A 13,255-nucleotide genomic window follows, 5' to 3' on the forward strand; every position below is an offset into this window, starting at 1 on the left:
CGGCGTCACGGCCCTGCCCCCGGCGCCTCGCCACGGACCCCGGCGGCGCCTGCATCGCCCTGTGCGTTGCGCAGAACCGCCTCATAGGTATCCAGGTTGCGCGCCCAGTCGAAGCGCGACAACACCATCGCGCGTGCCTGCGGCACGCGTGCGATCTGCGGAGCCTGCAACCAGCGCACGGCCTCGGCGGCCATCACCGCGGGCGAGCCGCTGACACAGCCACGGCGACCGTCGAAATCCTCGATGCCCTCCCACGCCTCAGGCGTCGCCAGCAGCACTTTTTCCATTGCCAGCGCCTCCAGCACCTTGTTCTGGATGCCCCTGGCGATGCGCAACGGGGCGGCCACCGCATGCGCATGCGCCACCCACGGTCGCACGTCCTCCACGCGCCCGGTTACGGTGATACCCGCCATTTCGCCCAGCGCATGGATGGCCGCGGTGGGGTTGCTGCCTACGATGTAGAAGCGCGCAGCGGGGCATTGCGCCAACACCTGTGGCCACACCTCGCGCGCAAACCACTGGGCGGCGTGCACGTTGGCGCGGTAATCCATCGCGCCGACAAACACCACGGCGCGCTCGCCCTCGCGGTAAGGGCTGGCACTCGCCCGGGCGGGGTCCCAATAATCGCCGTCGACGCCGTTGGGGATGCCATGGATCCTGGCGCCGGCCTCGGGCACCTGCTGCCGGAAGAAGGCCGCCTCGGATTCGGACACCAGCACGCTGGCATCGAACCGCGCGGCAACGTCCCGCTCGAACTGCCCCAGCCGATCCGCTTCGCGGCCATAGATCAGGCGCTTCAGGCCACGGTGCGCCTGCGCGTACTGGCGCCACTTGTCGGAATCCACGTCGACGAAATCCATCACCCGCGGCAATTGCGGATGCGCCATCACGAGCGGCGCGACGCCGGAGGAATAGCACACGGCCAGATCCACCTTGCGCCGCGCGAGCAGGTCTTCCACCCAGCGCCGCAGCACGCCGTCGCGATAAACCCCGACCGTGAGCGGCTCGCCACGCGCCAGCGACACCAGCGCACGGCGCCGCGTCTGCCAGGGCGTCAGCGGCCGTATGCAGACCTCCGCGCAGAGCTCCTGCACGGCGGCCTGATATGGCCAGTCGGCTGCGTCGTCCACGAACGCGCCCAGGTACACGCGATAGTGCTGCGCCAGGCGCCGCAACACGTGATACGAGCGGATCTTGTCGCCCTTGCTTGGCGGCCAGGGCAACCGATGGCAGAGAAAAAGGACCGAGCGCATGCGCTAGCCCAGGTCCTTGGCCAGCCACGGGCCCAACGCGCAACTGACCGGCAGCGGCAGGCGCTGCCAGGCCTTGATGAACAAGCGGTACTTGCTGTTGGTGGGGCTGAGGTTGGGCACGTCGGTGGCGCGCACCAGGTGGTAGGCGTAGGGCAACGGTTGCGGCTCGAAACCCCAGTGCTTCTTGAAATGGTAGGAGCCGGTATCGCGCTTGCTGCGGCCGAAGTCGAACAGGCGTGCGCCGCGGTCCACGGCGCGCTGCATCACCGACCAGTACATGAAATCGTTGGCGGCCAGCTCGCGTCCGCGCGCCACGCTGCCACCGTAATAGGGATGCACCTCGTCGCGGAAATAAAAGCTCATCACCGCGGCCACGGGCTGGCCCTGGTGACTGACGACGGTGATTTCGCAAGCCTCGCCAAAGGTCTGCTGCAGGCGCTGGTAATACTTGCGTGACAGCACCGGCGTGCCGAGATTGCGCACGCTCTCGGCATAGATGCGGTAGAAGTCATCGACCGTGCCGCCGTGCGTCGCTTCAAGACCCAGCGAGATGCCCTTGCGAACCATGGCGCGCTGCTTGCGCGGGATCGCCTTCAGGTTTTTTTCGTGGTCCGGGTCGATCGGCTTGCGGAAGCTGACGTAGAGATCCTTGACCGGCCAGTCTGCATGGCGCAATTCACGGTCGCGCAATTCCAGGTAGCCGACGCGCAACTCGTTCGCCAGCGCGGCGGCGGCCCGGGTGAGCTGCGCCTCACTTTCCGCATCGCCTGCCACGACACCGCCGTACACGCAAAGCGGCGTGGAGATCAGCGAATGGCCGAACAACCGGCTGCGCACTTCGGCAAGCGGCAGCACGCCGGTAATCGTGCCGTTGCGCTCGGCGTACAGGTAATGGCAGCGATGACCGAGCTCCTGCTCGATGATGTCGCGCCACGCGGCGCGATGGAAAAACGTGGCGTCGGGCGCGGTCTCGACGAAGGCATCCCATCGCTGCGCATCGTTGCGTTGCAGCCGTTTGATGGCGCAAGTGTCGTCAGGACGATTTTCGTCCGTGTGATCCAGCATGTCCTGTGTCCCCTCAGTTCGCGCGCTGTTCGCCGGGCTGCAGCGCCACCACGGGATAGTCGCCCTGCCCGTCGGCAAGAAACACGCGATCCATGCGATCGAAACGGAAATCGCGCATCAACTGCTCAAGCCGGGGCACCGTGCGCGTCAGGTTCAAATAGTGGCGCACCCGGTTCTTGCGCGACACGCCGGGCACGCGCGGCTGGCCCGGGTCGATCTCCCAGGGATGGAAATAGAACACGCCCGGCGACTGCTCGTGGCGATTGACCCGATGCAACCCGCGCTTGAACAGCGCATAGGGCAGCAGTCGGAAATAGCCGCCGCCGCCGCAGGGCCAGTTGCGGCCCCAGCGTCGCGCCGTGGTCACCGGAATTTCCAGCATGCCGGATGCTTCGCTGACAAACGCGAAGCGGGGCGCGGTCGGCATCCCGTACAAGTCGTGATGCAGCGGCACGATGCTGGAGCTGTAGCGGTAGCCGGCCTCGCGCAACGCGTCGTGCGCCCACAGCGTGCCAGGCCCGATCGAATAGCTGGGCGCCCGGTAACCGAGCACCGCGGTGCCGGTCAGGTCTTCGAGCAGTTGCTTGGAATGGACAATGCTGTGACGGAATTCCTCGCGGCTCAGCGTGGTCACGCGCTCGTGGCCATAGCCATGGCTGGCCACCTCGTGACCGGCGGCGCTGATGTCGCGCACCAGCGCGGGGAAGCGCTCGGCCACCCAGCCCAGCACGAAAAAGGTGGCATGCACGCCCTTGTGCGCGAACAGCTCGAGCACGCGTCGGGTGTTGTTCTCCACGCGCACGGGCCATTGCGGCCAATCTTCGCGACGGATGCACTGCTCGAATGCGGAGACCTGGAAATAATCCTCCACGTCCACCGTCATGGCATTGACGATCGCGGCCGGTTGCGCCACGGCGTTCACTTGCCCTTCCTCCGGAAACGCCATTGCCGCGCCTTGCCGGCCGTCGGCGGCTCATCGGCGCCCGCCGCCGGCACCGGCATGGCGCTCATCGACTTCCTGAGCTGGATGTTTTCATGGATCAACTGCAACATGATGTTGTTGCGTTGCCTGAGGTCCAGCTCCACGAGCTCGGCCTGCCGCTCCGGTTGCGGCGCCTCCCGCCGCGGAGCTGCCATCGGCGCTTCAAGCGTCTGTGGCACGTCGGCCATCTCTTCGCGAATCTCGTCCAGCACGACCTTGATCGCCGCCTGGTCCAGATGGTGCAGTTCTTCCAGATAGCCGTGCAGCAGCAGCCGGTCCATGATGAGATTGACCTTGCGCGGGATGCCGCGGCCGGCCTGGTGGACGCGCGCGAATACCTCGGGCGCCAGTTCGGGATCGTTGTCCCAGCCCACGGCGCGCAGGCGATGCAGAATGTATTCGCGGCATTCGTCGGCGCCCATCGGTTCGAGCTTGTGCGAGGCGATGATGCGCTGGCGCAACTGCTCCATGCGGTTGTCGACGATGGTGCGTTGCAGTTCGGCCTGGCCGATCAGGAAGACCTGCAACAGCGCGCGCCCGCCGACCTCGAGGTTGGACAGGATGCGCAGCATCTCCAGCGCCGCCGAGGTCAGCGTCTGCGCCTCGTCCACCACCAGCAAGGCATGCGAATGGCGCTCGCGCAGGCTGATCAGGTGACGTTTCACGTCCTGCAGCAGCGCTTCCTTGCCGCGGCCCTCGTAGGGCAGCTGGAATGCCGACGCCACCGCCGGCAGGATGTCCTCGCCATCGAGGTTGGCCGAGGCGATGCCCGCCATGGCGATGTTGCGATGGGCCAGCTCCTCGAACAGCTTCTGGATCAGCAGCGTCTTTCCGGTGCCCACGGCACCGGTGATCATCACGAAGCCTTCGCCCTGCTCCAACCCGTAGAGCAGGTACGACATCGCCCGCTTGTGACCCTTGCTCGGAAACAGCATGGCTGGGTCCGGGGTCAACTGGAACGGTTTGTTGTGGAGCTTGTAGAACGCCTGATACATACGGGTCTCAGAACAGGTGGGTCCACTGCACGAAGACCACGTTCGCCTGATAGCCATGTGCGCCCGGCACTTCGGAATAGACGTTTCGAGAGTCTCTGCGCAACCGCAAGCTGGCGAAATCCTTCGGATTCAGCTGATGCACGAGTGCCAGTTGCGAATAATGATTGTAGCTTGTCTGGCCGCTCTGAAATTGACGCCGCTGCCACCCGAACATGGGCGTCAACGTGGTGAACGCCCCGACGTCGACCTGCCAGGAAAGCTGCGCATCGGCGACCTTTTCCTGACGATTGTCCTGCGTGAGATAGGTGCGCCGCTCGTCGTACACGGCCAGTCGCAGGCTGCTCGACGGCATCGTGTAGAGCGCCGAAGCCGTGGCCCGCTTCATCAGGTAGACCTGGCGGTTTCGCAGTGACCCGATATCGACGCCGGGCACGGTGATCGGTGCGGAAATGTCCTGCCCTGGATTTCTCCCCAGCAGTTGCTGGTTGAGATCGGTGGGTTGCTCGACGTAGCTCACGGACGTCGTCAGCAGCGCTGCGGTGCGCGACCAGGACAATTCGTAGCTGCGCCCATAGAACCGGTGGCCGGCGAGCATTTTCAGGTGGGTTCGGGCGTTCGACCATTCGAAGCCGGCATTCCAGAACGTGGCGCCGAGCTTTTTCGACCCGCCCTCGGGCAGGTAGCGACTTTCCTTGCCGCCCTCGGCCAGCAATTTCACGTTGCTGCTGACCTGCCACGAGGTGCCCAGCTTGGCCACGGCATAGTCGATGCCGGGGCCCACGTTGGGCTCGATGCGTTGGTCGGAATAGCCGACGTTCCAGCCCCAGGTCTGGTAGTCCGGGCTGACCAGGCTGAACTGGACACCATGGCTGGTGCTGTCGGTGATGCCGTTCAACACGCCCGGGCTCTGTCCGGAGATGCCGTGGTCGTCGTACATGACCTTGCCCCAGGTGTAGCGCAGCAGCAGCAGCCCGCCCTTGCCGAAATCCTGTATCCAGTAGGGGCTGACCGAACCGGTGGCCACGTTGGCGCGGTTGTTGTCCAGAAAAAACGTGCCGGAACCCGACGACAACTCGTTGTTGATGACCTCGCGTCCATACGACGCCGTGCCGTCGACGAACAGATGCTGCGGGACGAGCGCGAACGTTCCGCGGGCATCGAGATCCTGCGCCACCTGGTTGGAACGCGAGCGGCCGGCGTATACGTATCCCGTCAACTCGTAATCGAGCACGCCCGAGAAACGCGGGCCGCTTCGCGCGCCGCGGAAGAACGGCTGCACCTGGGTGATCCAGCTGGACTGCTTCGCCTGGCCGTCGGCGGCCAGCGTCAGGTTGTCGGTATACAGCTCGCCCAGCGTGACGCCCGCGACCATGCCGGGCCGGGCCGGACTCGGCTGCGGAATGGTGCCTACCGGCAACTCTTCGGTTTCGGCCGCCTGCTGGTCGGGGACGACATCCGATTCACTGGGCACATCGATGCCAATGTTCTGCGCTGTCGCCGTGGTCAGCCAGCCGCCCAGCACCAGCGAGGACAGCACGGCGGAGGTCACCCGCGCGCGCATCTCAGGCGCCTCCCTTGAGTGCCTTCAGATAATGGCTCTGGCTGCCGTAATAGCCCATCGCAGCGGGAAGGGAGCTCTTGTTGAGGACCAGGCCGACGTAGGGCAGGTCGCTGACCTTTTCCAGCGCGCTCGCGACCGCCTGCCTGCCGGTACGGCCGGCCGCCACCACCATGACCACCTGGCCCATGTGGGATGCCAATACCTGCGACTCGGGTGTGGCAAGCAAGGGCGAGGAGTCGAACACCAGCAGGCGGCGCCGATGGCGCCCGCCAAATTCCTCGAACACGTGCTCCATGCGGCGGCTGCGGAACAGTTCCGCGGCCAGCGGGTTTTGCTGCCCCGCGGGCACCACCAGCAGGTTCGGTACATCGGTCTGTATGACGACGTCACTCGGTGCGAGCTTTTCGTCGGCCAATACATCCATCAAGCCTGGCTGTCCGCCGAGCCCGAACACGCGGGTAATGTCGGACTTGGGTATGTCGCCATCCACCAGCAGCACTTCGAAATCCGCTTCGCGCGCCAGGCTCAGGGCGAGGTTCACGGCGGTGAAGGTCTTGCCCTCGGAAGGTTCCGCGCTGGTTACCATGATGCGTTTGGCATGGGCGATCGGGGCCGCGCCCTTGTCGGTGGCATTGGCAAGCAGCGGCCGCTTGACCCCGCGCAATTCGTCCGCCAGGCGCCGCTCGGCCGCGGCATCGGCGGGAACAAGACCCATTCGCTTCAGCGCCACCCGATCGATATGCCACGGTGGCACGACTTCGACCGACTGCTCTGTCGTGCGCGCGCGCTCCTGCAAACGCTCGACGGTGGACGCGGCGCGCGTCGATGCCGGTACAGCCGCGGCGGGATGGGTTTCCGATTCCTCGTGCGCGGCCAGCTTGGGCGCCTGCGCTTCGGGCGGCAGGGCCTTGAGTTTCTCGGCGGCTTTCTCGACGATGCTCATGCGACACCCATCACGAAGAAGTGCTGCACCAGGCGGGCAAGGTTGCCGTCAAAGGCAAACGCCAGCAGCAGGATCATCGGCAACATGCTGGCCCCGGCAAGAAACCCGATCGCCTCGCGACGGCGCTCGCGGCGCCGCGAGGGGCTCACGATGAGGCCCAGCGAACCGAGAACGGGGTAGTCGCCAAAATCCTGCAGGTCGGCCGGGGTCACGAAGACCGGCGTCACCTTGTGCAGCAGGTAGGCGAAGCCCAGGCCCACGGCCACCGCAAAACCGAACACCAGCACCAGCAGCAACCCGCGATGCGGGCCCGACGGCAGCAGCGGCACCAGCGGCGGGCTGATCACGCGGAACTTCAGGTTGTTGCCGCTTTGCGTGGCGTCCTGCGACAACTGGGCGGTGTTCAGGCGCTCGAGCAGTTGATCGTATTGCTTCTTGGTGACGTCGTAATTGCGCGTCAGTTGCTGCAACGTCGCCTGCACGTCGGTGATCTTGTCGGCGGCACCCTTCAGTTCGGCGATCTGTTGCTTCTGCAGCGCGATCTGGGTGGCCAGCGTCTGCAGGTTGACCTGGGTGGTGTACATGGATTTCTGCATTTCCTGGTACACCGGGTTGTCCGAGACCACCCCCATCATCGATTCGCCACCGGCGTTCTTTTTGAGCTCGGCGCGCTGCGCCTTGAGCTGCGCGATCATCCGGCGCGTCGCCGCGACGTCGGGGTATGCCTCCGTATAGCTGAGCAACAGCGTGCTGAGTTTCTGCTGGTACGTGGCGATCTGGCTGTCGATCTCCTGCGTGCGCGGATCGATGCCCGCGGAAGCGGAGCCCATGGCCATCGCGCGCATCTGTTGCTGTGTCGTGGCGCGGCCGGCTGCGGCCGTGTCGTATTGCGCCTGCAGGTTCTGCAACTGCGTCTCGGCAGCCTGCAATCGCGTGAAATAGGTACTGCCGCCCTGGCTGGGGATGTAGCCCAGGTTGGCCTTCTGGAAATCCGCCAGCTTGGTCTCGGCCTCGCTCAGGCGCTTGCCGTAGTCCTGAACCTGCTGTTCAAGGAATTTCTGCGCCGTCGCGGTGGCGGCGGTATTGGCGCCGACCGTATCGTTCATCAGTATCTGCACGAACGCCTGCACGACCTTCTGCGACATCTCGCGGTCGTGGTCGCTGTACGTGATGTTGTACAGGTTGGTGGTACCGGCGTCCTTGATCCGCACGGTATTGCCAAGCTTGAGCAGCAGCTCGTCCCTTTCGGCCGGTGTCGACGCGCGCACGGACAAGCCGGTCTTGTCCGCCACGGTCTCCAGATTCGGACGCGAGAGCAAGGTATGGGTGACCACCTGCAACCGCGCACGCACATCCGGCTGCATCGCGACACCGCGCAACAGCGGGTTGGTCAGGGCATCGGTGTCCGCATAGACCTGCGCGCTGCTCTCGTACTTGTTCGGCAGGCTGAAAACCAGCAACGCACCGGCCACCATCACGCACCACGCCAGGATCAGCGCGCGCCAGCGATAACGCCAGGCGGCGCGCGCCTCGCGCAGCACGTACTGGAACAGCTCTTGTAAATCGAATGAGTCGGTCTGCATCACTTGTCTTCCCGAAGGCGCCGGCCGTGGTCGTGTAACGCCGCTGCCTAGAACAGGGACTGGGGAATGATCAGGATGTCGCCCGGCCGCATGATCACGTTGTCCTTGATATCGCCATCCATCAGCGCACCAAGGCGCACGGGAATGCTCTGCTCCGAACCGTCGGCGGCATGGCGGATGATCTTGGCGTTGTTGCCGGCGGCGAACTTGGTCAGGCCACCCACCTCGATCATCACGTCAAGAACGCTCATGCCGCTGCGGTAGGGAACCGACTTGGGCGTGGCCGCCTGCCCGACCACGCGCACCTGCTGGCTGTAGGCGCCGACGAAACTCTTGACGATCACGGTCACCAGCGGGTCGCGGATGTAGTGGGCGAGATCCTTCTCGAGGTCGTCCGCCAGCTGTTCAGGCGTCTTGCCCGCCGCCACCATCGAGGACACCAGCGGGATCGAGATGCGGCCGTCGGGACGCACCGGCACGGTGGTGGTGAGCGTGGGATTGTCGCGCACGAAGATTTCCAGCGAGTCACCGGCGCCGATGATGTAGCGCTCGACCGGCGCTGGCGCGGTGCTCACGTCGCTCGCCACCGGCGCGGTGCTGCAGCCAGCCACCAGTGCCGAGACGGCCATGACCATCGACCAGAAAACGAATCCTCGCGATAGCGGTTTCACTTGCTCTTCTCCTCAATTCAACGGGCGCCGCGTCCGAACAACACCACTTCCACCGTCTGGACGAGAATGGTCAGATCGAACACCAGATTCTGGTTTTTCACATAGAACAGGTCGAACTTCAGCTTTTCCTCGGCGTCCTCCAGCGAGGAGCCGTAGTTGTAGCGCAACTGCGCCCACCCGGTCAGCCCGGGCTTCACGCAGTGGCGCAGCCAGTAGTAGCCGATGCGTATGTTGAAGTCGTCCACGAACTGGGGCCGCTCGGGGCGCGGGCCGATGATGCTCATGTCGCCACGAAGCACGTTCCACAACTGCGGAAGTTCGTCCAGGCGCACCTTGCGGATGAACCGGCCCACCCGCGTCACGCGCGTGTCGTGCTTGCTGGCCCAGCGCGCCACGCCATCGCGCTCGGCATCGGTGCGCATGCTGCGGAACTTCAGCACCTGGAACAGCCTGCCGTTCTCGCCGACGCGCTCCTGGCGGTAGATGATCGGCGCGCCGGGACCCGATTCCAGCCGGATCGCGAGCATCGTCAGCAGCATCAGCGGCCACGTCAGGAGCAGCACGCACAACGCCACGGCCACGTCGAAGCTGCGCTTGGTCACCCGGCGCGTGGTGGATATGTTGAAGCCGTCGGAGAACACCAGCCACGACGGGCTGGTGAGATCCATCTTGATCTTGCCGGCCTCGCGTTCGAAGAACTCGGCAAGCTCGGTGACAGCGATGCCGCGCCGCTTGCATTCGAGGAGCGCGGCGACCGGCAGGGTACCGCGGCGGTCGTCCGGGCCCACGACGATCTCGTCCACGCCCTGCTCGATGGCCCACTCGTACAGGGCTTCATCGGGATGCGCCACCATCGGTGCCGGGACGGAGATCGGGTCGGCACCGATGGGCACGCAACCGAGGATCTTGAACCCGCGCTGGTCCGACTTGCGCCGCATCATGCGGATCATTTCCGCCACGCGGTCACCTGCCCCGAGTACGAGCACACGCCGCTTGAACAGGTCGGCATCAACGAACCCGAGAAACAGCACCCGCCACAAGGCGACGCAGAGATAGCCCAGCAGCAGCGCGATACCCAGCACTCCGCGGCCAAGATAGGCGGGAGGCACCGCGTAATAGAGCACCGTCAGCGTGACCCCGCCAAGCACGAACGCAACGCCCTGCCGGCTCAACCGCCCCAGCCAGCCGGCCCGCAGGTGAACCTGGTACAGGCCGAGCGAAGCCATCGCGAGAATCAGCACCAGCGCCACCAGCGGCCCCCGCCACGGCAGCACTTCCTCGTACGGGGCCTGGTGGCCAGGCCCCCCGAAACGCATCATTGCGGCAGTGTAGATGCAGCTCACCAACAGCAGGAATTCAACCAGAACAAGCAGCAGCTGCCAGCGCACCGCTCCTTGTCGGAACAGTCGATTCATGTTACACCTCCCTTGCTGACGTGATCCTTCCGCCAGCCCACCCCACCGCAAGTGAACGGCCACGATATCACGAAGTGTGACCGGGTTCATATATATCCAAAGCGTTACGTGCAAAGCACGAGCCGTGCCGGCGTGGAAACGACCGTCTCCACAATCCCTTCACGTGCATGCATCGACGGATCATCCCCCGGCTCCCCACGCGCGTTCCTGCGACACACCTTGAACGTCGCACGACGCACCGCGCGGCCGTCGCGCCACGGTACAGATGGACTGCGATGCCGACGTGAAGACCAGCCAGGAAAGTGATCGTGCGCAAGGCGGCCCCTGCGCTTTGCGCCGCGCGTCGCCGGGCGAATTCGGCAGCTTGTGACTGTAGGCGTCACATATTGACGGGGTGGTCAGTCGTGACCATGCGCAACCCAAGCGCCAACTCTGTGCGCCTGGGTCTGATCCGCTCACGCGGATCGTGATGGTGGCGCGGTGGAATACCCCGGCGGCGGAGCCGCACCTCGGGGATCAGCGGAGCCTCGTCAACTTCCCAGGATCGTGCGCACGTCCAGCAGCTCGGGGAAGAACTCCAGATCCAGCGCCTTCTTCAGGAAACCCACGCCGGACGAACCGCCGGTGCCACGGCGGTGGCCGATGATGCGTTCCACTGTCTTCATATGGCGGAAGCGCCACAGCTGGAAGCTTTCTTCCATGTCCACCAGTTGCTCGCACATGTGGTATTCAGGCCAGAAATCGGTGCGGTTTTCGTAGATGCGCTTGATCGCCGGCAACAGTGCTTCGTTGCGCTGGTACGGCTGGCTCCAGTCGCGCTGCAGCAGTTCCGCCGGCACGGCGTGGCCGCGGCGCGACAGGTAGCGCAGGAATTCGTCGTACAGGCTGGGCGCCTCCAGGATTTCGCGCAGCGCGGCCTGTGCCGCGGGATCGTGCGCGAACACGGCCAGCATCGCCGGCTGCTTGTTGCCCAGCAGGAATTCGATCTGCCGGTACTGCAGCGACTGGAAACCCGATGACGGCCCCAGCGCGTGGCGAAACTCCAGGTACTCCGACGGGGTCAGCGTTTCGAGCACGGCCCACTGCTCGAACAGCTGGCGCTGGATCTGCTTCACGCGGGCCAGCACCTTGAGGCAGGCATCGATCTGGTCGTGGCGCAGATGCTCCACCGCTGCCTTCATCTCGTGGATCATCAGCTTCATCCACAGCTCGGCCACGTGATGCTGCACGATGAACAGCATCTCGTCGTGGTAGGGCGGGTCGCTCAACGGCCGCTGCGCCGACAACAGCGTGTCGATGTGTAGGTAGCCGCCGTACGTCATCCGCCCCTGCAGATCGGTCTGGATGTCCGCCTCAAGCTCGCGCTGGTTGTCGCTCATGCCGGTTCCGTGCGCCACAAAGCGGCCATGGTAACGGCTGGCCGCCGGTGCGGTCTTGACCTATGGCAGACGTATCGATGCGGGCGGGCAATTACAATGTCCGTTCCGCGCCCTGAGGAAGCGCCAGAAAACGCCCGCACAACAGAGACTTGCACGGTTTTCACGGGGTGACCGATGTTGCGCTGTACCTTGCCGCCCCACGAATCGGCCTGTTATCAAGCGCGGTCTTGTCGGGTCGGTTTTGTGCGCCGTGACGATCTGTGCCCATCCGCGGCGCCATTCACCGCCCCTGTTTCCCCAGATTCCCCACCCGGAGCGAGTCGTGACCATCGCCGCCAAGTTCGAAATTGAATACCTGCAATACCTTGATGCCGAGGGCAACCAGATCCGGGACGACCTGCCCGCCTTCGCCAACGACCTGGAGCACATGGTCGGGCTGTACAAGACCATGCTGTCCACCCGCGTGTTCGACGCCAAGTCGGTGGCGCTGCAGCGCACCGGCAAGCTGGGCACCTACGCCAGTTGCCTTGGCCATGAAGCGGCGCATGTCGGTGTCGGCAGCGCGATGAAGCCGGAAGACGTGCTGACCCTGAGCTATCGGGAATACGGCGCGCAGCTGTACCGGGGCGTGCAGCCGCGCGAGGTCTACATGTACTGGGGCGGCGACGAGCGCGGCAATGACTACCAGAAGGAACCGGCCCGTCACGACTTCGCGTGGAGCGTGCCGATCGCCACCCAGTGCCTGCACGCGGCCGGCTCCGCGCTGGCGTTCAAGATCCGCAAGGAGCCGCGCGTGGCGGTGTGCACGGTGGGTGATGGCGGTTCGTCCAAGGGCGATTTCTACGGTGCCATCAACATCGCCGGCGCGCAGAACCTGCCGCTGGTGGCGGTGATCGTGAACAACCAGTGGGCGATCTCGGTGCCGCGGCGGATCCAGTCCGGCGCCGGGACGCTGGCGCAGAAAGGCATCGCCGCCGGCCTCGACTGCATCCAGGTCGACGGCAACGACATCATCGCCGTGCGCAAGGCGATGGGCGATGCGCTCGATCGCGCCCGCAACGGCGAAGGCGCCAGCGTGGTCGAGCTGGTCACCTATCGCCTCGGCGACCACACCACCGCCGACGACGCCCGCCGCTACCGCGGCGAGGACGAGGTGAAGGAAGCCTGGACCAAGGATCCGATGAAACGCCTGCGCAACTGGCTGACCGCCAAAGGCGTGTGGGACGACGCGAAGGAAGAAGCCTGGAAAGCCGAATGCGATGAGTGGATGGACAACGAAGTGAATGCGTATCTGGAAACCCGGACCCAGCCGGTGACGGCGATGTTCGACTACATCTTCGCCGAGGTGCCGGCCGACCTGGCCAGGCAGCGCGACTACGCCCTCTCGCTCGAACAGAAGGGGCACTGA

Annotated in this window: 11 protein-coding genes; 1 reads left to right on the forward strand and 10 read right to left on the reverse strand. The window is 65.0% G+C overall.

Annotation, left to right across the window (positions count from 1 at the left end; genetic code table 11):
- Window positions 1–5: 5 nt before the first annotated feature.
- From ABD017_RS08785 to ABD017_RS08830, 10 genes are all read right to left on the reverse strand, one after another.
- Entirely contained in the window at window positions 6–1,253 is a 1,248-nt protein-coding gene (locus ABD017_RS08785; protein WP_343882284.1) for a TIGR03087 family PEP-CTERM/XrtA system glycosyltransferase, read from the reverse strand.
- Window positions 1,254–1,256: 3 nt separating this feature from the next.
- On the reverse strand, window positions 1,257–2,318 hold the full coding sequence (locus ABD017_RS08790) for a FemAB family XrtA/PEP-CTERM system-associated protein (RefSeq protein WP_343882286.1): 1,062 nt from the start codon (window positions 2,316–2,318) through the stop codon (window positions 1,257–1,259).
- A gap of 13 nt (window positions 2,319–2,331) precedes the next feature.
- Window positions 2,332–3,240 carry an XrtA system polysaccharide deacetylase gene (locus ABD017_RS08795; RefSeq protein WP_343882288.1) on the reverse strand — a complete coding sequence of 303 codons (909 nt, stop codon included), beginning with the start codon at window positions 3,238–3,240 and terminating at the stop codon, window positions 2,332–2,334.
- Window positions 3,237–4,235, reverse strand: coding sequence for an AAA family ATPase (locus ABD017_RS08800; RefSeq protein ID WP_343882290.1), 999 nt, complete (start codon window positions 4,233–4,235; stop codon window positions 3,237–3,239). Before ABD017_RS08800 ends, ABD017_RS08795 begins: the two co-directional genes overlap by 4 nt.
- Window positions 4,236–4,302: 67 nt before the next feature.
- Window positions 4,303–5,856 (reverse strand): TIGR03016 family PEP-CTERM system-associated outer membrane protein, encoded by a 1,554-nt coding sequence (locus ABD017_RS08805; protein WP_343882292.1) that lies wholly within the window; start codon window positions 5,854–5,856, stop codon window positions 4,303–4,305.
- A 1-nt stretch (window position 5,857) separates the two neighbouring features.
- Entirely contained in the window at window positions 5,858–6,799 is a 942-nt protein-coding gene (locus tag ABD017_RS08810) for a P-loop NTPase family protein (RefSeq protein ID WP_343882294.1), read from the reverse strand.
- Complete coding sequence (locus tag ABD017_RS08815) at window positions 6,796–8,382, reverse strand: XrtA system polysaccharide chain length determinant (RefSeq protein ID WP_343882296.1); 1,587 nt, start codon at window positions 8,380–8,382, stop codon at window positions 6,796–6,798. Before ABD017_RS08815 ends, ABD017_RS08810 begins: the two co-directional genes overlap by 4 nt.
- Before the next feature lie 47 nt (window positions 8,383–8,429).
- Window positions 8,430–9,053, reverse strand: coding sequence for an XrtA/PEP-CTERM system exopolysaccharide export protein (locus ABD017_RS08820; RefSeq protein WP_343882298.1), 624 nt, complete (start codon window positions 9,051–9,053; stop codon window positions 8,430–8,432).
- A gap of 17 nt (window positions 9,054–9,070) precedes the next feature.
- On the reverse strand, window positions 9,071–10,468 hold the full coding sequence (locus ABD017_RS08825; protein ID WP_343882300.1) for a TIGR03013 family XrtA/PEP-CTERM system glycosyltransferase: 1,398 nt from the start codon (window positions 10,466–10,468) through the stop codon (window positions 9,071–9,073).
- A gap of 530 nt (window positions 10,469–10,998) precedes the next feature.
- Window positions 10,999–11,847 carry a tryptophan 2,3-dioxygenase gene (locus ABD017_RS08830; protein WP_343882302.1) on the reverse strand — a complete coding sequence of 283 codons (849 nt, stop codon included), beginning with the start codon at window positions 11,845–11,847 and terminating at the stop codon, window positions 10,999–11,001.
- Window positions 11,848–12,169: 322 nt separating this feature from the next.
- On the opposite strand from ABD017_RS08830, the gene pdhA reads away from it, so the two are divergent.
- On the forward strand, window positions 12,170–13,255 hold the full coding sequence (gene pdhA / locus ABD017_RS08835; RefSeq protein ID WP_343882304.1) for a pyruvate dehydrogenase (acetyl-transferring) E1 component subunit alpha: 1,086 nt from the start codon (window positions 12,170–12,172) through the stop codon (window positions 13,253–13,255).

Origin of the sequence: Rhodanobacter caeni, assembly GCF_039523575.1 — a bacterium.
GTDB lineage: Bacteria > Pseudomonadota > Gammaproteobacteria > Xanthomonadales > Rhodanobacteraceae > Rhodanobacter > Rhodanobacter caeni.